Genomic DNA, 21,050 nt, shown 5'->3' with positions numbered 1-21,050 from the left:
CGCGTCGCGCATGGAACGGTCCATCCCATGAGACCGCCGACGATCCGCGACGTGGCCGAACGGGCCGGGGTGTCCAAGTCGCTCGTCTCGCTGGTCCTGCGCGGCTCCGACCAGGTACGCCCGGAGAAGCGCGACGCCGTGCTGCGGGCCGCACGCGAGCTCGGCTACCGGCCCAACGCCGCCGCCCGCAGCCTCAGCGAGCAGCGCACCCGCACCGTCGGCGTCCTCCTGAACGACCTGCGCAACCCGTGGTTCGTCGATCTGCTGGACGGCCTCGACTCCCTGCTCCACGCGAGCGGTCTGCGGATGCTGCTCTCCGACGCCCGCCTGAACCGCCGTACCGGACAGGACCCGGCCGACCCCCTGCTCGATCTGAGGGTGGACGGCCTGGTCGTCGTCGGCACCCTGCCCGACCCGGCCGCCCTGGAGCAGGTCGCCGAGCGGATCCCGGTGGTGCTGGCGGGCGGCCGGGAACCGGTGCCGCCCGGCGTGGACGTGGTCGCCGGTGACGACGAGCGCGGCGCACGGCTGGTCACCGAGCACCTGATCGGGCTGGGGCACCGGCGCATCGCGCACATCGCCGGATACGGCGCCGTGGGCGAGCTGCGCCGCCGCAGCTTCGAGGCGACGATGCGTCAGCACGGGCTGGGGGAGGGGCTGTCGGTGGAGGCGGGGGACATGACCGAGGAGGGCGGCTACCGCGCCGCCGTCCGCCTGCTGAGCCGCCCCGACCGGCCCACCGCCGTCTTCGCCGTCAACGACATCGCCTGCGTGGGCGCCCTGTCGGCGGCCGAGGAGCTGGGCCTCACCGTCCCACGGGACGTGTCAGTGGCCGGCTACGACAACACGAGCATCGCGCGGCTGCGCCATCTGTGGCTCACCAGTGTCGACAACGCCGGCCACGAGGTCGGCCGGCGCGCCGCCCGCTGCCTGCTCGACCGGCTGGAGTCACCCGGTGCCGCCGGTGCGCTCCACCTCGTGGCACCGACGCTGGAGATCCGGGGGACCAGCGGGCCGCTCGGCTGAGCGGAGCGGCCGGCCGAGGTGGATGTCGTACGCCTTGCGCAGGGTCTCGTGGACCGTCCACGTCGTACGGTCGCCCTCGCGCAGGACGGCCATGTCACCGGGGCCCACGCGCAGCGTCGGACCGTTCTCCACCTCGATGGTCGCCGAGCCGCTGACCACCACGAACAGCTCGTCCGCCTCGGTGTCGGTGACCACGCCGGGGGTGATCTGCCAGATGCCGCGGACCCGTTGGCCGTCCGCCGACTCCCACACCACCTTGCCGGTGACCTCGGGCGTCCCCGACACGATCTGCTCGGGCGCGAGGGGCTCGGGCGTGAGGTCGGCGTCGGGGATGTGGAGGGCGAAGCTGCTCTGGGTCATGCGGTGACCGTAACCGGTGCGGACGGGGCGACGGGGCCGACAGGATGTCCGCGTTTCCGCCCGCCGCACCGACACATCGTCCCACCTGCCCGTGCGTCCCGACCCGTCCCGAGGACTCTCCCCACCGACCGGATGATGTACTGTTGACCTGCGCGTTCACCGGCAAGTCCGAGACGCGCACCGGGACGTGGCGCAGCTTGGTAGCGCACTTGACTGGGGGTCAAGGGGTCGCAGGTTCAAATCCTGTCGTCCCGACGGACACGGGCCGCGAAGGCTCACATCAGGACCCTGCCTCACTTCGCTGGGGCAGGGTCCTGATCGTTTCGGGCGGGACTCCGGCACCGGGGCCGTGTGCGGCCGGACGGGGGAGTCCCGCATGCACCGTGCCGGCGCGGGCTCGAGCCTGGGTGCATGAGCATCCGTCCCTGGGTGATCGTCGAACCGCCGGACAGCCGCGGCCTCCGCCGGGTCGTCGTGGGCAACGAGACGGTGGCCAGTGTCTGGTCACTGCCCGAGCTGCGGCGCGTACTGGGTCGCCTGGGCTACCCGGCGAGCATGGACCTGGAGGACCCCGCTGCCGTGTGCTGGCGCGGAGGTGACAGCACGACCTGGCCCGACCGCGCCTGGCGACGCCACACGATCACCGTGCTGATGACGGCGGGGCTGCTCGCGTCCATGGTCCTGAACCTGATGATCGGATGGCCGGACGCCCTCGGCGCGCTCACCTTCGCCCAGCGGGTCAGCGGTGCCCTGTTCGTCCTGTCGGCGGTGGTGCTGGGCGCGGGGGCCGTCGCGGCGCTCGACCACTGCGGACGACGACGGCACAGGAGCTCGGGGGCGATGGTCCTGGTGGGCGTGCTCATCGCCTTGGCCACCGACACCCTTCTGGTGTTCATGTGGTTCGAGGAGAAAGAATTCACGCCCTATCTCATGGCGTTCATGCCGCTCCTGTGCTGGTCCATGTGGGCGCTGTGGCTCCTTGTCCGTGAAAGAGCGTGGCAGGGGATTCCGCGGCCCAAGACCTTCGCGGTCGGGGTGGTCACCACAGCGCTGCTGTCCGTCATGAGCCTGGCCTATTCCACCATGTATCAGCCCGTGACCGCTCCCAAGCACGTCGTTCTCAAGGCGGAATTCGGCACGGCGCAGGCCGACCCCAGGCTTCCGTACGTACACGTTCCGCTGAAGCTCTACCTGAAGAACGACGGCGGGATCCCGGTCTACATCATCAGCGGCGACTACTCGGTCTACGGCCGGACCGCCGACTACTCCGGGGGCACGGACCGCCTGGAAGAATGGAGAAGAAGTCTGGACAGGCGACAGGAGGAGGAAGCCGAACGTTACGTGGACCGGCTCAGGTTCAGCGAGGTGAGCGGCGGGCGTTTCTACCGCCCCGGTGAATCGCTCGACGTCGGACAGGAATACATCATGGAACACGTGTTTCAGATGCCGAGAGACGCGGAATTCGACACGATCAACCTCGTGCTGCAGATCACATACATGAGGAAGGACCGGGGGAAACTCGATGTGATCGAATTCGGGCGCGCGCATCGTTCGTGGAAAGAGAATGACCCTTATTACTGCCGCCCGGAAAAATGCGGGGAAGAGCTCTATCACCACGGCCGAGTGCGGCACAACAACAACCTCGTCAACGTGACGCGCGGACCGCGGTACGCGACGGCGATCTGGGCTCCGGGGCAAACACCCCACTATTCCGTCTCCTCGTTCCACTTCAAGGGCCAGGTCTCCCGGTCGGAGGAGATGAGGGAGGCCACCAGATACGGTGTTTCGACGGCGCACGCGGACATGTCCGTACCCGTCGCCGCGCTCCTGGAGGAAGCCGCCGGCTGACGAGGGACGCCGCCCTTACGACTTCTCCACCGCTTCGGCCAGCTCCAGCCAGGTCGCCGTCTCCACTCCCCGCCGCTCGAGCTGCCGGGCCGACTGCAGGCAGTGCAGGCCCGGGGTGGTGCCGACGGTCGGGATGAGGTCACGTGCCGATACGACCTCCTCGGCGAGCCGGGTGATGAGCCGGGCGACCTGGAACAGGGCGTCGTCGTGCTGGTCGTTCCGCAACTGGGCGTGCACGTCCAGGGAGTCGTCACCGGAGCGTTCGGACTTCCAGTAGTCCTTCACCCCTGTGTCTTCCCATGGCTGGGGGCTGAGCTGCTCGAGCTTTCCGGCGAGGATCCGGTCGGAGACGGACTCGAACACCGCGTTGGTGCAGACCTCGGCCGCCTCGCCGAGCGGCGCGTCCGGCAGCCCCCGGGCCCTGGCCTCGTCCCCCAGCAGCTCCTGCAGCCGCTTGAGCTGCTTGTCGAGTTCCTTCTGCGCCTTGGCCCGGTCCTCTTCGGACATCCTGGGGTCGTTCGCGTCCTTCGACGACTCGCTCGCCTCGTCCGTGGCGCCCGCGAGGCCGTTCCGGCGTCCGTCGGACGTCTCGGACTCGCCGGCGGTGGCCAGCGCGACGCCTATCCGAGCCGTGGCCTGATGAGCCTGCTGCGGGGCGCCGTTCGCGGGCGTCTTCGCTTCGTGGCTCATCATCAGGGCGCTGTTCGTCTGGCGGACGCTGTTGATCAGGTGCTCCCGCAGCGCCTCGGACGTGGCGGGGTCGCCGATCAGGTCCAGCACGGACGCCGACCTCCGCACGGTCACGACGGTGGCGGCCCGCTGCTCGGGCGGCACGCTCGGTTCACTGGCCACGTCGAGCGTGGAGACCACCTGCTTCACGGCCGCGATCAGACCTTTCCGCGCGTCCTCGGGGAGCCGGGGATCATTGATCGCCTCGAGCGCGGCCGTGAGTTCCTGGGCCGTCTCGATGACTCCTTCCCTCTCCTGCGGTGACGTCTCCGGAGTTTCCGTCTGCCGCAGAATGCCGGTCAGTTCCGCCACGCTGGGGGCGAGTTCCTCCGGGGCGTCCGCAGCGACCCGGCTGAGTTCGGCAGTTACTGCTTCAACCTCTTGGTGCTGGGCCTCGACGCTCTCGTCCGCCGTCTGCTCGTCCTCGTCCGGGGCGGGGGACTGCTCGTCGTCCGGTGAGTTCTCCGGCTCCGTAGTCCGGCTCGGGCTCGTGTCCGGTGTATCACTCGGCCCCGTGTCCGGCGTATCACTCGGCCCCGTGGTCGGTGGATCCGTGGTGGGGGAGGGCGGGGTGGCGGGATCCGACGGGGGAGTCGTCACGGACGGTGGAGGCGTCGTCTGCGCCGGTACACCGGCCGCGGCGTCGCCGCCGGTGTGAGGCGCTGCCAGGACTGTCGCCAGGCCGACCGGCAACGCGAGCACCGCAGTCACGGCAGATGCGCAGACTGCGCGGGAGACATGCCGCCGGGAGGTTCTGGCCATCAGGGTTCCCGATACGTTCTGCGGTGTGCTGCGCGTCCTCGCTGGCTCTGCCCTCCGCGGGCGGCGCTGCGAGGAGGCCGAGATCCGGCTCGCCGCTATGAAACCGTTACACATCCACTCTTCACCTGCACGGCTCGCTCCGCAACGCGAGGTCGGCGGGGGGCGGGGGACGCGGTCACGCCGCCCCGAACGCCGTGAACGCCCACCCCGTCGCCTGGTGCACCGCGTCGCCCGGCAGGGCCGCCCGCGCGTCCCGCAGGGACTCCGCCAGGGACAGACCCGCGCCGAGGCCCTTGTGCAGGGCCAGCATCAGCGGCACCACGGCCGCGTCGTTGACCGGCGCGCTGCACGCCACCACGCCCGCCGTGCCGAGCGGCAGCAACGCGGTGACCAGGCCGAGGAGTTCGTCCGCGCCGACCGTGGCGAAGCGGGCCGTGTCGCAGCAGGACAGGATGATGCGGTACGGGCTGCGGTCCAGGCGTTCGAAGTCGTGCACGATGAGCGGCCCGTCCGCCATCCGCAAGGAGGAGAACATCGGCCCGTCCGCGCGGAACGCGCCGTGCGCGGCGATGTGCGCCAGCCCCGCCCCGTCCAGCTCCGTCAGCACCCGCGGCACCGTCGCGTCGCCGTGCTCCAGGACCGTCGCCTCGCCGTAGCGGTCGGCCAGTTCGGGCACCTCCGCGCCGCCCGTCGCCAGACCGGGGCCGCGCACCAGCACCTGCCCGCCCCCGGACGGCGCCGCCGTCCGCTTCGCGCGCAGCCAGCTGCTCGCCGACGGCGACACACTGAGCACCCGCTCCCGCAGCGACGGCAGCAGCGCCCACGGCACCCGGTGCAGCCGCCCCGGCGGCACGACGACCACCGGACCGCTGCCCAGGTGCGCCGCCGCCGGACCCAGCAGCAACTCCTCCAGCCGCCGGCCCGCGGCCTCCACCAGGGGCAGCCGTGCCTCCGCCCCCGGATGCGCCAGCCGCCGCAGGCCCGCCTGGACGTGCTCGGCCTCGCTCTCCGCCGCCGCCAGCAGCCCCGCCTCGAACCGCCGCACCCGGCCCCGCCCGCACAACAGCACCTGCACCCGCCCGTCCAGCACGGCGAGCTCCACCAGCGTCACGTCGTCGCCCAGGTGCCGCAGCAGCGCGCCGACGTCGAACCGGTCGCCGTCGCCGGGCGCCTCACCGCGCATGTGCAGCGTCCGGGAGCGGATCTCCCGCTCCAGACGGCGCTGTTCGCGCTCCAGCGCCGGCACCGGCCGGCCCTCCATGCGGGCCTCCTCCGCGCGGGCGGCGATCTCCCGGTAGGCGGTCATGCCGCTGAGCAGCGCCGGATCGGCGGGTGGCCGGGTGGGCGGTGCGGACAGGGCGGTCGCCCGCCAGCGTTCGCTCCACACCAGCAGCCTGCGCGGCCCGCCGGACACCAGACTGGCCTCCTGCGCGAGCGCCGCCAGCTCCGCGCCCTGCGCGGTGGCGCGGGCCCGCAACTCCGAGGCGCCCAGCGTCATCCGGTGGTCGTCGAGCACGTCGAGGCCGCGCCGGCAGGCCTCCAGCACGCCCCGTGCGGAGCCCGCCGTCCGCGCGCGCAGTGCCTGCGCCGCCCAGCCCGTCATCCGGGCGAGCGGAGGCCCGCCGCGGCGGCTGCGGGCGGCGACCGCCAGATGCCGCTCCGCCTCGTCCGCCCGGCCCAGGTCCAGCGCGATCCGCCCGGCGAGCAGGGACGCCTCCGGCGCGGCCGGGGCGCCCAGCGCCGTCAGCTGCCCCGCCACCGCCGCCGCTGCCGCGACCAGCCGACCCGAGCGGCGTCCGGCGGCATGGCGGGCCCCGATCAGCACCAGCCGCGCGTGCGCCTCCCACCAGGCGCGGTGCTGCCCCGCGAACAACCGAACGGCGAGCCCCGCACGTGCCATCGCCGTCTGCGGGTCACCGGCCAGCCGGGCCGCCCGCGCAGCGGCCAGCAGCAGCTCCGCCTTGCGGGTGGACTGGCCCCCGATCTCGTCGAGCACCTTGATCGCCGCGTCCGCCTCCGCGAGCGCCTCGGCGGCGAGACCGGCCGCCATCAGCACCTCGCAGCGCCGGATGCTCAGCATGAACGTCGGCGTGCCGAGCTTCGCGTAGCGCTCCTCCGCCTCGTCGAGCAGCCGCAGCGCGGCCGGGACGTCCCCCGCGCGGAACGCGGCCAGACCGCGGCTCTCCACCGCGTCCGCCTTGTCGTGCTCCTGGCCCGTGGTGTCCCACAGCGCCTCGGCCGCCGTGAAGTCGGCGTCCGCCCGCTCCACCGCGCCGAGCGCCAGATGCACCGTCGCCCGCAGCGTCAGCGCACGCGCCGTCCAGATGACGTCACCGGCCTGCCGCAACACGGGAATCGCCCGCCGTACGTCCTCCAGCGCCTCCTTGTGACGCCCCAGCACCCACCAGGCGTACGCCCGCCGGAACAGCACCCGCGCCCGGGTGTGGCCGGTGCCGCGCTCGACGCCCCGCCCGAGCGCGTCCATGCCCTGCCGGGTGCGCCCCGCGTGCACCAGCGCCACCCCGAGGGTGGCGAGGACGTCCGCCTCCCGCTCGGGCGAGTCGGCGCGCGCCGCGAGGTCCCGGGCCCGCCGCAGATGCCTGAGCGCGAGCCGCAGATCGCCGAAGTCCCGTTGCCAGATGCCGACGACCTGGTGGGCGACGGAGGCGTGCAGCGGCGCGGGCCGCTCGGCCAGCACCCGTCGTGCCCTGCCCAGGGCCTCGCCCGGGGCGGCGAACACCATCGGCAGCAGTTCCTGCACCGAGTCGTCTCCCGCTGTCACCCCACGGATGGTAGTGCTCCGCAACCGCGGCCCACAGGTTCGACGTTGTATCAAGCGGCCGTCCCGCGGCTCTCATTCACGACAAGCTCGGCGGCCGTCGGGCCGCCGTCGCCCCTGTGGAGGACTTCCCATGGCACCACAGCGATTCCGCGAGCAGTTCGCCCAGATCCAGCGCTCGATGCCCGGCGTCCCCCTGGCGATCGGCCCCGACGACGCCGGCGAGTTCCTCTACGAGAAGGGCGTCGTCCTCGCCCGCGACGGCGAGGAGGCCCGCATCGTCGAGGACACCGTGCGGCAGCACTTCACCACCTTCGCCGGCCTCACCCCCGACCAGGTGCACCGCGCGAGCCCCGAGACCAACCGCTCGGGCATCACCCGCATCCGGGTCGCCGACCCGGGCCAGGGCGACGGCAGCGGCGACCCGGCGGTCGCGGGCGCCCTGCGCGCCCTCACCGCCACGGAGGGCCGCGCCGGACGCCGGCTGATCAGCCGCAACCACGTGGTGCACATCGCCGTCAACGCCTGCCCCGGCGACGAGCCCGTGCCCGTCGCCGCCACCGAGCAGCCCAACCCGGCCCCCGCGGACGGCACGTACGACCCGGACAGCGCCGTCGGAGTTCTCGTCATCGACACCGGGCTCATGCGCGACCACCGCTCCTACCCGCTGCTCGCCCACACGCGCGGAGACGCCCAGGTCGACGAGTGCGACGACGACGGCATCCTCCGGCAGTACTGCGGCCACGGCACCTTCATCGCCGGACTGGTCGCCGCCGTCGCCCCCAACACCGACATCACGGTGCGCGGCACGCTCAACGACGCCGGCGCGATCCTGGAGTCCGAGTTCGGCGACAGACTCTTCGAGGCCGTCGACCGGGACGGCTGGCCCGACGTGATCAGCCTGTCCGCCGGGACCTCCAACGGCCGCACCGACGGACTGCTCGGCATCGACGCGTTCATGGAGGAACTGCGCGAGCAGCGCACGCTGCTGGTCGCCGCGGCCGGGAACAACGCGAGCGCGATGCCGTTCTGGCCGGCCGCCTACGCCACCCTACCCGGCTACGAGAACGCGGTGCTGTCGGTGGGCGCGCTGCGCGGCGACGGCGAGTTCGGCGCCTGCTTCAGCAACCACGGGCCCTGGGTGCGGGCGTACGCCCCCGGCGAGCGTCTCACCAGCGCGCTCACCGGATTCGACACCCCGGTGCCGTACGTGTACCAGCACTCCACCTACGACGCCTGCCGCTACGGCTTCTCCTACGCCTGTACCTGCCAGTACCCGCGCCACACCGGGGTGCTGAGCGAGGAGAGCGGCTCCGCCAAGCCGGACCAGGTGATGTTCGAGGGGCTGGCGCAGTGGAGCGGCACCTCGTTCGCGACCCCCGTCGCCGTCGGCATGATCGCCGCGCACATGACCGCGCAGGCGGAGACCGATCCGCGCAAGGCACGGCGGCAACTGCTGGACGCGGTCACCGAGTTCGCCGAGGTGCGCGGGGCGCACGTGCCCGCGCTGCTGCCGCCCACCTGGCGGCCCGCGCCCGTCGTGCACCCTTCCGCCCGGACATGAGGACCGGAACCGTCCCCTCCACGGCGTACGATGACGTGTCGTACACGAGGGGTGGGACCGTGGACCGTACTGATGTCGGCGTGTTGGTCCAGTCCGCAGCCGGCGGGGACGCGGCGGCCTGGAAGGCGATCGTGGAGGGGCTGGGCCCCCTGGTGTGGTCCGTGGTGCGTGCCCACCGGCTCTCCGACGCGGACGCGCACGAGGTGTATCAGACGGTGTGGTTCCGTTTCGCCCAGCATCTGGGGCGGCTGAGGGAACCGGAGAAGGCGGGTGCCTGGCTCGCCCGGACGGCACGGCACGAGTGCCTGAAGGTGATCAGGAACGCGCGCAGGCTGACGCTGACCGACGATCCGCTGCTGCTGGACCGGGTCAGCGAGGACGGCGTGCCCGAACAGTCGCTGCTGGAGGCGGAGGAGGCGGCCGCGCAGAGCGAGCGGGTGCGGCGGCTGTGGCAGGAGTTCGAGGAACTGGGCGAGCGGTGCCGGCAGTTGCTACGGGTGCTGATCGCCTCGCCGCCGCCCAGCTATCAGGAGGTGTCCGCCGCGCTCGGTATCGCGGTGGGCAGCATCGGGCCCCTGCGCCAGCGCTGCCTGCGCCGGCTGCGGGCCCGGCTCGAGTCACGGGGGACAGTGTGAACGGCATCGACGACGACGCGTACGACGACGGGCTGAGCGGCCACGAACTCGGCGGCGGCGACCTGAGCGACGCGGACCTCAGCGACGAGGAACTGAGCGGCGCGGAACTGAGCGGCGACGACGGCGACACGGCGTTGCTCGAGGAGGAACTGCGGCAGGCGGTGGCGGTCCTGGACCCGCTGCCGCCGGGGCTGCTGCAGATCGCCGTGGACGCCTACGCCCTGCACGACCTCGACGCCCGCGTGGCCGAGCTGACCTTCGACTCGCTGGTCGACGCGCTGCCGGTACGGGGCGTGACGGACGCGCCCCGCATGCTCACCTTCACCGCGGGCGAGGTGACCCTGGACGTCGAGGTGACGGCCGACGGCCTGATGGGCCAGCTGCTGCCGCCCCGGGCGGCCGGCGTCGAAGTCCTCAGCGGACCCCAGCCGGGCACCCCGGTCACCGTCGACGACATGGGCCGCTTCATGACCGACACCCCACCGTCCGGCCCCTTCGCCCTCCGCCTGCGCACCGGGGCCGAGGTGATCACGACGGAGTGGCTGCGGGCCTGAGGCGGGCCGGGGGCCGGGTCAGCGTGACACGGCGTCGACCAGCGCGGCCAAGGCCGCAGCGAGCCCGGTCAGACCCGGTCCGGCGGGACCGCCCGGCTCGGTCATGTAGGTGTCGCGGCGGATCTCCACCATCAGCGCGGTGACCTCGGACCGCTTGCCGTAGAACTCCAGCGGCACGTACGTCCCGGCGAAGGGGCTGTCCAGGCCCGTCTCGCCGCACGCCGCGAACGCCTCCCGCGCGGCGTCGAGCAGCGGGGGCGGGGTGTGGAAGGAGTCCGTGCCCAGGCAGACGGCCGGTCGTGGCCCGTCGCCGTGGAGCTCGTAGGGGAGCGGCGCGCTGGGGTAGGAGTGCACATCGATGATCACCGCGCGCCCCGTCGCGGCGAGCCGGTCCGCGACCGCTTCCGTCATGGCCCGCGCGTACGGCCGGAAGTACCGCTCGATCAGCGGCTCGGGATCGAAACCGTCGGCCCGCAGGGCCTCCTTGTGCGTGGTCCGCGTGTACACGGCCCCCATGCCGACCGCCAGCATCTCCTCCCGCTCGTCCGGGAACCGCTCGGGGTCGACCACCAGCCGGGACAGCCGGTTCACGAACCGCCACGGCGTGACCGAGGCCGCGGAGGCCGCCGCCTCGGCGATCGCGGCGGTGTGCGCATCCGTGATGTGATCCAGCTCCCGCTCCAGCTCCGCGTCGTCCAGCACCATCCCGGCCCGCACCTCGGCGGGTATCTCCCGCGCGGAGTGCGGCACATGAAGGATCACGGGCGAGTCCCCCGCACCGGGAAGAAGCTCGAAGGACTGCGGGACATCGGTCATACGGCCGCTCCAAGGGTGGGTGTCGGTGCTGCACGGCAAGATCAAGGTGCCACACGCCACTGACATCGCCGCCCAAAAGACGGGCACCCCGTCTCCGCCGGACGGAGGACGGGGTGCCCGGTGCTGCCGAGGGCCGGTGTCAGCTCAGGGACGCCAGGGCCTCGTTCCACGTGCCCGAGGGGCGCATGACCTTGGCGGCCTTGGCCGGGTCCGGCTGGTAGTAGCCGCCGATGTCGACCGGGCTGCCCTGCACGGCGACCAGCTCGTCGACGATCTTCTGCTCATTGGCGGCGAGCGTCTCGGCGAGCGGGGCGAAGGCCTTCGCCAGGTCCGCGTCGTCGGTCTGCCTGGCCAGCTCCTGCGCCCAGTACAGGGACAGGTAGAAGTGGCTGCCGCGGTTGTCGATGCCGCCGACGCGACGGGTCGGGGACTTGTCCTCGTTGAGGAAGGTCGCCGTGGCGCGGTCCAGGGTGTCCGCGAGGACCTGGGCCTTGGCGTTGCCCGTGACCTTCGCGTACTGCTCGAAGGACGGCACCAGGGCGAAGAACTCACCGAGGGAGTCCCAGCGCAGGTAGTTCTCCTTGACCAGCTGCTGGACGTGCTTCGGCGCGCTGCCGCCGGCGCCCGTCTCGAACAGGCCGCCGCCCGCCATCAGCGGCACGACCGACAGCATCTTGGCGCTGGTGCCCAGCTCCAGGATGGGGAAGAGGTCCGTGAGGTAGTCGCGCAGGACGTTCCCGGTCACCGAGATGGTGTTCTCGCCGCGGCGGATGCGCTCCACCGACAGCTTGGTCGCCTCGACCGGGGACAGGATCCGGATGTCCAGGCCCTCGGTGTCGTGGTCCGGCAGGTACTGCTTGACCTTGGCGATCAGGTTGGCGTCGTGGGCGCGGGTCTCGTCCAGCCAGAACACCGCCGGGTCGCCGGTGGCGCGGGCACGCGTGACGGCCAGCTTCACCCAGTCGCGGATCGGCGCGTCCTTGGTCTGGCAGGCGCGGAAGATGTCACCGGCGGACACGGTCTGCTCGATGACCACGTCGCCGTTCTGGTCCACCAGACGCACGGTGCCCGTGGTGGGGATCTCGAACGTCTTGTCGTGGCTGCCGTACTCCTCGGCCTTCTGCGCCATCAGGCCGACGTTCGGGACCGAGCCCATGGTGGCCGGGTCGTAGGCGCCGTTGGCGCGGCAGTCGTCGATCACGGCCTGGTACACGCCGGAGTACGACGAGTCCGGCAGCACCGCGAGCGTGTCGTGCTCCTGGCCGTCCGGACCCCACATGTGGCCGGAGGTGCGGATCATCGCCGGCATGGACGCGTCGACGATGACGTCCGACGGCACGTGCAGGTTGGTGATGCCCTTGTCGGAGTCGACCATCGCCAGCTCGGGGCCCTCGGCGAGCTCGGCGTCGAAGGACGCCTTGATCTCGGCGCCCTCGGGCAGGTTCTCCAGGCCCTTGTAGATGCCGCCCAGACCGTCGTTCGGGGTCAGGCCGGCCGCGGCGAGCTTGTCGCCGTACTGCGCGAACGTCTTCGGGAAGAAGGCGCGCACCACGTGGCCGAAGATGATCGGGTCGGAGACCTTCATCATCGTGGCCTTCAGGTGCACCGAGAACAGCACGCCCTCCTGCTTGGCGCGGGCGACCTGCGCGGTGAGGAACTCGCGCAGCGCGGCGACCCGCATCACGGAGGCGTCGACGACCTCGCCCTGCTGCACCGGTACGGACTCGCGCAGCACGGTGGTGGAGCCGTCGTCGCCCTTCAGCTCGATGCGCAGCGCACCGGCCTCCTCGATGACGACCGACTTCTCCGTGGAGCGGAAGTCGTCCACACCCATCGTCGCCACGTTGGTCCTGGACTCGGCGGTCCAGGCGCCCATGCGGTGCGGGTGGCTCTTGGCGTAGTTCTTCACGGAGGCGGGGGCGCGGCGGTCGGAGTTGCCCTCACGCAGCACCGGGTTGACCGCGGAGCCCTTGACCTTGTCGTAGCGGGCGCGGATCTCGCGCTCCTCGTCGGTCTTCGGGTCGTCCGGGTAGTCCGGCAGCGTGTAGCCCTGGCCCTGGAGCTCGGCGATCGCGGCCTTGAGCTGCGGGATCGACGCCGAGATGTTCGGCAGCTTGATGATGTTGGCCGCGGGCGTCTTGGCCAGCTCGCCGAGCTCGGCGAGGGCGTCCGGGATGCGCTGGTCCTCGGTCAGGTACTCCGGGAACACGGCGATGATGCGCCCGGCCAGCGAGATGTCACGCGTCTCCACGGCGACACCCGCCTGCGAGGCGTACGCCTGGACCACCGGCAGGAAGGAATACGTCGCCAGGGCCGGGGCCTCGTCAGTGTGCGTATAGATGATGGTCGAGTCAGTCACCGGGTGCTCCGCTCCACGTCTGCAACATTGCTCGACATCAAGATATCTCGTGATCGACCTCGGCTCGACAGGGGTCCGCGCCGGATTCGCGGTGATCTTCCGCCACGAAGGGCGCCGATGTGACGGAAGACCACGCGCCGGCACGCTCCCGCAGGCGGGGGAGCCGTCGCCGCGAGCAGGCTCAGATCGGCCGGGCGGCCGTCATGTCGTTCGGCTCGGTCTCCGTGCCGCGCTGCTGCGGGATCACCACCGTGCCCTGCTGGAGCGCCACCGTCCGTGTCGGCGACGGGATCCGGATGCCCTCCTCGCGGTAGCGGCGGTGCAGGCGCTTGATGAACTCGTGCTTGATCCGGTACTGGTCGCTGAACTCGCCCACGCCCAGGATCACCGTGAAGCCGATCCGCGAGTCGCCGAAGGTGTGGAACCGCACCGCCGGCTCGTGCTCCGGCACCGCCCCGGTGATCTCCGTCATCACCTCGGCGACGATCTCGGTCGTCACCCGCTCCACGTGCTCCAGATCACTGTCGTACGACACCCCGACCTGGACCAGGATCGTCAGCTGCTGCTCCGGCCGCATGAAGTTGGTCATGTTCGTCTTGGCGAGCTGGCCGTTGGGGATGACCACCAGGTTGTTGGACAGTTCGCGCACGGTCGTCTGCCGCCAGTTGATGTCCTCGACATAGCCCTCCTCGCCGCTGCTCAGCCGGATGTAGTCACCGGGCTGCACGGTCTTGGAGGCGAGGATGTGGATGCCCGCGAAGAGGTTGGCCAGGGTGTCCTGGAGGGCGAGTGCGACCGCGAGGCCGCCGACGCCGAGGGCCGTGAGCAGCGGGGCGATGGAGATGCCCAGCGTCTGCAGCGCCACCAGGAAGCCGATCGCCAGGACCAGGATCCGGGTGATGTTCATGAAGATGGTCGCGGATCCCGCGACGCCGGAGCGGGACTGGGTGACCGAGCGCACCAGACCGGCCACCACCCGGGCCACCGACACCGTCGCGGCGAAGATCACCAGCACCGTCAGCACCTGGTTGACGGTGTGCTGCACGGTCCGGGTCAGCGGCAGCGCCGCCGCCGCGGACGCGGCTCCGCCCGCGACCGCTGCCCACGGCACGATCATGCGCAGCGCGTCCACGATCACGTCGTCCCCGCGCCAGCGGGTGCTCTCCGCGTGCCGGCCGAGCCAGCGCAGCAGCGTCCGCAGCAGGAACGCCGCCAGCAGGCCCGCGGCCAGGGCGATGCCGGCGTACACCAGGTCGTCCACGGTGAGTTCGCGGGTCACTGCTCACCTCCGCCGAACGCCTGCGCCGACGGCCGTATGTGAAGTCGTGTCACGTCTCGTCACCTGCTCGAATCTCCGGGATGCACGTCGTGCCGGGGCCCGACCGGGTCGGGAGGGGCACGATCGCTCATCCTGCCGTATCCGCAAGGCCCGTTCGTACCGCGGCCGGTCACACGTCCGAGAACGAGCCGTGCCGTCCGGCGCCGGACGCGAAACGGGCGGCGCCCTTCAGGCTCTCGGCCAGTACGGCCGTCCCGTGCCGGAGTTCGCCGCGCAGGGCGGCCGGTTCGTCCAGGCCCTCCTGGCCGAGCACGGAGGCACGGTCGGAGCGCAGGCAGTCCTGTGGGAAACGGGCGATCGCGGCGGCCAGTTCCTCGGCCGCGGCGCGGGCCCGCCCGGTGGGCACCACACGGTTGGCCAGACCCATCTCGTACGCCTCCGGGGCGGGCACGGGCCGGCCGGTGAGGATCAGGTCGAGCGCCCGGCTCGTACCGATCAGCCGGGGGAGGCGGACCGTGCCGCCGTCGATCAGCGGGACGCCCCAGCGGCGGCAGAACACCCCGAACACGGCGTCCTCCTCGGCGACGCGCAGATCGCACCAGAGCGCCAGTTCCAGCCCGCCCGCCACGGCGTGCCCGGCGACCGCCGCGATCACCGGCTTGGACAGCCGCATCCGGGTCGGCCCCATCGGCCCGTCCCCGTCCTCGGCGACCCGGTTGCCGCGCTCGGTACCCAGTGCCTTGAGGTCGGCGCCCGCGCAGAACGTGCCGCCCTCGCCCCACAGCACCGCGACCCGGGCCTCGTCGTCCGCCTCGAACGCGCGGAAGGCGTCGGCGAGTTCCGCGGCCGTCGGTCCGTCCACCGCGTTGCGCACCTCGGGGCGGGACAGGACGACGGTGGTGACGGGTCCCCGGTGCTCGATCCGGACCGGCATGGCGGTGCCCCTCTCCTGGACTCGAGACCGTCCATGGGCTCGAGGCCAGGCACCCTACGCTCAGATGACCTTCAGCCGCACCAGCGCGCCCAGTGTCAGCGCGCCCGGCAGCAGCGGCAGCCACACCGTGATGACCCGGAACGCCAGCACCACCGCCGTGGCCACGGCCGCCGCGCCGCCCACCGCCACCAGCGCCACGACCAGCGCCGCCTCCACCGAGCCGAGCCCGCCCGGCGTCGGCACCAGTGCCACCGCGACCGTGGCCGCGAGATACGCCACAGCCATGTGCGCGGGCGGCACCGACAGGCCGAGCGACAGACCCACCAGCACCAGGGCCGCCGCCTGCAACGCGGGGAAGGCCAGCGCCCCGCCCCACAGCGCCAGCGCCCGAGACGGCCGGGCGTGCACCGACCGCGCCTCGCCCAGCGCCGTGCGCAGGAACCCGGTCACCGCGGTGCGCAGCCGCCGTACGCCCGCCACCGCGCCCGCCCCGGTCAGCAACACCGCGCCGAGCGTGAGCAGCAGCGGGCCGAACGCCGCCTCGGGCAGCAGCGAACCGAGCCGCAGCGCGCCGGGGAACGCGACGAGCAGCACGCCCAGCAGCGCCACCCGGCCCACGGACTCCGCCAGCAGATACAGCGCCAGGGCGGCAGAGGAGCGCGACAGCGACAGGCCGCACACCGTCATGAACCGCAGATTGACCGCGCTCGCGCCGAGGCCCGTCGGCAGCAGATGGTTCGCCGCCCCCGCCGCGAACTGCGTGGCCAGCAACCGCCGCGCGGGCAGCCGGTCCAGGACCGCGCCCTGCCGGGTGCAGGCCGCGGCCACCCAGGTCAGACAGGTCGCCCCGGCCGCGGCCAGCAGCCAGGGCCAGCGCGCGGTGGCCAGATGGGCGAAGCCGTCGGCGAGCACCGACCGGTGCCGCACCGCGACCACGGTCACCAGCACCAACGGCAGCACACACAGGATCCGGCGGATCGTCCGCGTCACGTCCCGAGACTTTCTCCCCCCGGCGCCAACGGCGGGTTGCGAGGGCCCGGACAGCGGATTACGGGCGGGCAGCGGCTCGTGCAGCGTCATCGGCACCTCGCACGGGAGACCTTGACCTCAATAATGCTTGAGGTTCTACGTTCGTATGCATGAGCATGGAGACCACAGCGTGGACACAGTTGCACAGCGTCATGAACGCCCACGAGGAGCGCCGCCCCCTCGCCCGGGTGACGTTGCGCCGCATCGGCGGATTCGCCCGCCCGCACCGCCGCCGCATCGCCCTGTTCGTGCTGCTCGGCACGGCGACCGCGCTGCTCGCCGTCGCCACCCCGCTCCTCGCCGGCAGCGTCGTCGACACGATCGTGTCCCACGGCGACGAGGGCAGGGTCGTCCGGCTGGCGCTGCTCATCGCCCTGATCGCGGTGGCGGAGGCGACGCTCGGCATCCTCGGCCGCCGGCTGTCGGCGAGCCTCGGCGAGGACCTCATCCTCGACCTGCGCACGGCCGTGTTCGACCACGTGCAGCGCATGCCGGTCGCGTTCTTCACACGCACTCGTACGGGAGCGCTCGTCTCCCGGCTCAACAACGACGTCATCGGCGCCCAGCGGGCCTTCAGCACGACCCTGTCCACCGTGGTGAGCAACCTGGTCACCCTGTTGCTCACCCTCGCCGTGATGCTCACGCTGTCCTGGCAGATCACCCTGCTCGCGCTGGTGCTGCTGCCGGTGTTCGTGATCCCCGCCCGGCGGATGGGCCGCCGCATGGCCCGTATGCAGCGCGAGGCCGCCGCGCTGAACGCCGCCATGGGCACCCGTATGACCGAGCGGTTCTCCGCGCCGGGCGCCACCCTCGTCAAGCTGTTCGGCCGCCCCGAGGAGGAGTCGGCCCAGTTCGCGCTGCGGGCCCGCCGGGTCCGCGACATCGGCGTCCGCACGGCCACGGCCCAGACGGTGTTCATCACCGCCCTGACCCTCGTCTCCGCGCTCGCCCTGGCGCTCGTCTACGGCCTCGGCGGCTGGTTCGCGCTGCGCGGCGCCCTGGAACCGGGCGCCGTCGTGTCCCTCGCGCTGCTGCTGACCCGGCTGTACGCGCCGCTGACCTCGCTCGCCGGGGCACGGGTCGAGGTGATGAGCGCACTGGTCAGCTTCGAGCGGGTCTTCGAGGTCCTCGACCTCGAGCCGCTGATCCGGGAGAAGCCGGACGCCCGTGAGGTGCCCGAGGGCCCGGTGTCCGTCGAGTTCGACGACGTGCGCTTCGCCTACCCGTCCGCCGACAAGGTCTCCCTGGCGTCCCTGGAGGAGGTCGCCTCCCTCGACACCCGCGGCGGCGCCGAGGTGCTGCACGGTGTCTCCTTCCGCGCCGAACCCGGGCAGACCGTCGCCCTCGTCGGCTCCTCCGGCGCCGGCAAGTCGACCATCGCTCAGCTGCTGCCCCGGCTCTACGACGTCGACGCGGGCGCGGTGCGCGTCGGCGGCGTCGACGTACGGGACCTGACCGCCGCCTCCCTGCGCGACACCCTCGGCATGGTCACGCAGGACGGCCACCTCTTCCACGACACCGTCCGCGCCAACCTGCTGCTGGCCGCCCCGGACGCGAGCGAGGACGCACTGTGGGACGCCCTGCGCCGCGCCCGCCTCGACGATCTCGTACGGTCCCTGCCCGACGGCCTGGACACCGTGGTCGGCGAACGCGGCTACCGGCTCTCCGGCGGCGAGCGCCAGCGCATGACCATCGCCCGGCTGCTGCTGGTCCGGCAGCGCGTCGTCATCCTCGACGAGGCCACCGCCCACCTGGACAACACCTCGGAGGCGGCCGTCCAGGAGGCGCTCACCGAGGCGCTGGAGGGCAGGACCGCGGTGGTGATCGCCCACCGGCTGTCCACCGTCCGGGCCGCAGACCTGATCCTCGTCGTCGAGGACGGCCGCATCGTCGAACGCGGCACGCACGCCGAACTGCTGGCGGCGGACGGCCGGTACGCCGAGCTGTACCGCACCCAGTTCGAACGGCAGTCGGGGGACCACGGGGCGGAGAAGGCACCGCTGGCCGCGTGAGCGGCCAGGGCACCTTCCCCGGCCCCGCGTCACCCTCCCCGGCCCCGCGTCACCTCCCTCGGCCGGCGGCCTCGGCGCGGGCCGGGCGTTCCGCGGTGCCGGACTTCGTCCGCCCGGACCCGCCCCGGCCCCGGCCGTTCCGGCCGCGGTTGTGGTGGGCGTCGAGCACGACGGCGAGCGGTGAGGCGGTCAGGACCGACGAGTACGTGCCCACGCCGACGCCGATCAGGAGGGCGAGCGCGAAGTCGGTGAGCGAGTCACCGCCGAGCAGCGCCAGCGCGACCAGAATGAAGATCACGCCGATCCCGGTGTTGACGGTACGGGGCACCGTCTGCAGGATCGCCCGGTTCGTCGACAGGGCCAGGGGCGCCTTGCGGTCCTTGGCCCACAGTTCCCGCACGCGGTCGAACACGACGACGGAGTCGTTCACCGAGTACCCGATCACGGTCAGCAGGGCCGCCAGGAACACCCCGTCGATCGGCTTGCCCAGCCAGGCGAAGACGCCCGTGAGGATCACCACGTCATGGGCCAGGGCGGCCACCGCAGAGGCGCCGAACATCCAGCGGAACCGGACGGCGAGATAGAGCAGCTGGGCGCCGAGGGCCAGGCCCAGGGCGATCAGCGCGTTGCGGCGCAGCTCCTCGCCGAGGCTCGGGCCGATCAGCTCGTCGCGCACCTTCTCCGCGCCGCCGGCCACCCCGGCGACGGCGTCGGCGACCTCGGCCGCCTCGGCGTTGCTCAGCTCCTCGGTGCGCACCGTCAGACGGTTCTCGCCCGAGGACTGGACCACCGCCTGCGGGAAGCCCGCGTCGGCCAGGGCGGCACGCGCCCGGTCGGGATCCACGGAGGCACCGGTCGAGTACTCGATCAGACGGCCGCCCGTGAACTCGACACCGAAGTCCAGACCGCGCACCACCACGCCCGCGCCGGTGACGACGAGCACCACGGCGGACACCGCCAGCCAGCGGCGCGGACGGCGCATCAACTGCGGGTCGCGGCGGGTGAGGTACTCACGGACCCGGCCGAGCGAAGCCAGACCGGTGACCTGGGGACGGCGGTGCACCCAGCCCCGCGACACGGCGAACTCGGCCAGCACCCGTGTGATCACCAGGGCGCTGATCATGGACGCGAGGACGCCGATGCCCAGGGTGACCCCGAAGCCCTTCACCGGACCGGAGCCGAGCAGGAACAGCAGTGCCGCCGCGATGAGCGTGGTGATGTTGGAGTCGGCGATCGCGCTGAACGCGCCCTTGAAACCGGCGGTCAGCGCGGAGCGGCCGCTGGGCCGGTTGCGCTTGCCGTACTCCTCGCGCGCCCGCTCGAAGACGAGCACATTGGCGTCGACGGCCATACCGATCGCCAGGACGAAACCGGCCAGCCCCGGCAGGGTCAGCGTCGCGCCGAGCCCCGCCAGCGCGGCGTAGGAGATCACGCCGTAGCAGGCCAGCGCCAGCGTGGCCAGGAACCCCAGCAGCCGGTAGACGACGATGATGAACAACGCGGTGAGGGTGGTGCCCAGGACGGCCGCCCAGGCGCTCGCCTCGATGGCCTCCGCGCCCAGCGTCGGACCCACGGTCCGCTGTTCCACCGTCTCGACCGGCACCGGCAGGGCACCGCCCTCGACGAGCAGGGCCAGCTCACGGGCCTCGTCGCTGGTGAAGGAACCGGTGATCTGCGTGGACCCGCCGGTGATGCCGGCGCCGCAGGCGACGGACGGGTCGACCTGCGGCGAGGAGATGATCTTGCCGTCCAGCACGATCGCGACCCGGCGCTGGGGATCACCGGCCGGGTGGCAGGCGGCCTCGCCGGTCAGCCGGGCCCACCCCTTGCCGTCCTCGAAGTCCACGGTGACGTGCCAGCCGGCGCCGCCCTGCTGGTCGAAGCGGGCCTCGGCGCCCTCGACGTCCTGGCCGGTGAGAGCGGCGGCGCCCAACCGGAGCCGGTCACCCGACTCGTCGGGCAGGGTGCGCTCGCCCCGCTCCTTCGGTGCGTCGGGGCCGAGCACGGGGTGGACGGAGAGCTGGGCGGTGCGGCCCAGCACGTCGGCGGCCTTGCGCGGGTCCTGGACGCCGGGCAGTTCGACGATGATCCGCTGGTCCCCCGAGCGGACCAGGGTGGGCTCGGCGACGCCGAGCGCGTCGACCCGGCCGCGCAGCACCTCCAGAGTGCGGTCGGTGGCCTCCCCGTCGGCCTCGGTCTCGGGGGAGGAGCGGGTCTCCAGGACGATCTGCGTGCCGCCGCGCAGATCCAGACCGAGCCGGACAGGGACGGTGACGGCGATGAACACGGACACGGCGATCACGGCGAGGGCGAACAGCGCCCTGAGCCGGGCGGGACGTTTCACTTTGTTGCCTCCAGCAGGCA

14 protein-coding genes, 1 tRNA gene and 1 pseudogene are annotated in these 21,050 nt (G+C 72.4%); 7 read left to right on the top strand and 9 right to left on the bottom strand.

Annotation, left to right across the window (positions count from 1 at the left end):
• Positions 1-27: 27 nt before the first annotated feature.
• Positions 28-1,026 (top strand): LacI family DNA-binding transcriptional regulator, encoded by a 999-nt coding sequence (locus tag AB0412_RS12370; RefSeq protein ID WP_366402484.1) that lies wholly within the window; start codon positions 28-30, stop codon positions 1,024-1,026.
• A gap of 15 nt (positions 1,027-1,041) precedes the next feature.
• On the opposite strand, the pseudogene AB0412_RS12365 reads toward AB0412_RS12370, so the two are convergent.
• Positions 1,042-1,386: pseudogene (locus AB0412_RS12365) on the bottom strand (cupin domain-containing protein); the annotation flags it as partial.
• A gap of 181 nt (positions 1,387-1,567) precedes the next feature.
• Between AB0412_RS12365 and AB0412_RS12360 the strand changes: the two are divergent.
• Positions 1,568-1,641: transfer RNA gene (locus AB0412_RS12360), tRNA-Pro, on the top strand.
• 156 nt (positions 1,642-1,797) lie between these two features.
• Entirely contained in the window at positions 1,798-3,234 is a 1,437-nt protein-coding gene (locus AB0412_RS12355; protein WP_366402483.1) for a hypothetical protein, read from the top strand.
• A 15-nt stretch (positions 3,235-3,249) separates the two neighbouring features.
• Here the strand turns inward: AB0412_RS12355 and AB0412_RS12350 are convergent, their stop codons facing one another.
• Both AB0412_RS12350 and AB0412_RS12345 read right to left on the bottom strand, forming a co-directional pair.
• Entirely contained in the window at positions 3,250-4,563 is a 1,314-nt protein-coding gene (locus AB0412_RS12350; protein ID WP_366402482.1) for a hypothetical protein, read from the bottom strand.
• A 337-nt stretch (positions 4,564-4,900) separates the two neighbouring features.
• Positions 4,901-7,468, bottom strand: coding sequence for a CHAT domain-containing protein (locus AB0412_RS12345; protein ID WP_366402676.1), 2,568 nt, complete (start codon positions 7,466-7,468; stop codon positions 4,901-4,903).
• Positions 7,469-7,637: 169 nt separating this feature from the next.
• Between AB0412_RS12345 and AB0412_RS12340 the strand changes: the two genes are divergently transcribed.
• From AB0412_RS12340 to AB0412_RS12330, 3 genes are all read left to right on the top strand, one after another.
• Positions 7,638-9,068 (top strand): S8/S53 family peptidase, encoded by a 1,431-nt coding sequence (locus AB0412_RS12340; RefSeq protein ID WP_366402481.1) that lies wholly within the window; start codon positions 7,638-7,640, stop codon positions 9,066-9,068.
• Positions 9,069-9,127: 59 nt separating this feature from the next.
• Positions 9,128-9,703 (top strand): sigma-70 family RNA polymerase sigma factor, encoded by a 576-nt coding sequence (locus tag AB0412_RS12335; protein WP_366402480.1) that lies wholly within the window; start codon positions 9,128-9,130, stop codon positions 9,701-9,703.
• Between the two features lie 92 nt (positions 9,704-9,795).
• Positions 9,796-10,257, top strand: a complete 462-nt coding sequence (locus tag AB0412_RS12330; RefSeq protein ID WP_366402675.1) for a hypothetical protein — start codon at positions 9,796-9,798, stop codon at positions 10,255-10,257.
• An 18-nt stretch (positions 10,258-10,275) separates the two neighbouring features.
• Here AB0412_RS12330 and AB0412_RS12325 read toward each other — a convergent pair whose 3' ends face one another.
• The 5 genes from AB0412_RS12325 to AB0412_RS12305 form a co-directional block, all read right to left on the bottom strand.
• On the bottom strand, positions 10,276-11,073 hold the full coding sequence (locus tag AB0412_RS12325; RefSeq protein WP_366402479.1) for an N-formylglutamate amidohydrolase: 798 nt from the start codon (positions 11,071-11,073) through the stop codon (positions 10,276-10,278).
• Positions 11,074-11,212: 139 nt separating this feature from the next.
• Positions 11,213-13,432 (bottom strand): NADP-dependent isocitrate dehydrogenase, encoded by a 2,220-nt coding sequence (locus tag AB0412_RS12320; protein ID WP_366402478.1) that lies wholly within the window; start codon positions 13,430-13,432, stop codon positions 11,213-11,215.
• Between the two features lie 181 nt (positions 13,433-13,613).
• On the bottom strand, positions 13,614-14,711 hold the full coding sequence (locus AB0412_RS12315) for a mechanosensitive ion channel family protein (protein WP_366402477.1): 1,098 nt from the start codon (positions 14,709-14,711) through the stop codon (positions 13,614-13,616).
• A gap of 169 nt (positions 14,712-14,880) precedes the next feature.
• Complete coding sequence (locus AB0412_RS12310) at positions 14,881-15,645, bottom strand: crotonase/enoyl-CoA hydratase family protein (RefSeq protein WP_366402476.1); 765 nt, start codon at positions 15,643-15,645, stop codon at positions 14,881-14,883.
• Positions 15,646-15,705: 60 nt separating this feature from the next.
• The gene (locus AB0412_RS12305) at positions 15,706-16,605 is read right to left on the bottom strand and encodes a lysylphosphatidylglycerol synthase domain-containing protein (protein WP_366402674.1); all 900 of its coding nucleotides are present in this window, start codon (positions 16,603-16,605) and stop codon (positions 15,706-15,708) included.
• Positions 16,606-16,790: 185 nt separating this feature from the next.
• Between AB0412_RS12305 and AB0412_RS12300 the strand changes: the two genes are divergently transcribed.
• Positions 16,791-18,686, top strand: coding sequence for an ABC transporter ATP-binding protein (locus AB0412_RS12300; protein ID WP_366402673.1), 1,896 nt, complete (start codon positions 16,791-16,793; stop codon positions 18,684-18,686).
• Positions 18,687-18,735: 49 nt separating this feature from the next.
• Here AB0412_RS12300 and secD read toward each other — a convergent pair whose 3' ends face one another.
• The gene (gene secD / locus AB0412_RS12295) at positions 18,736-21,030 is read right to left on the bottom strand and encodes a protein translocase subunit SecD (RefSeq protein ID WP_366402475.1); all 2,295 of its coding nucleotides are present in this window, start codon (positions 21,028-21,030) and stop codon (positions 18,736-18,738) included.
• Positions 21,031-21,050 lie beyond the last annotated feature (20 nt).

The organism is Streptomyces sp. NPDC052012 (assembly GCF_040689265.1).
Lineage (GTDB): Bacteria > Actinomycetota > Actinomycetes > Streptomycetales > Streptomycetaceae > Streptomyces.
This window is presented reverse-complemented; position numbering and strand designations above follow the sequence as displayed.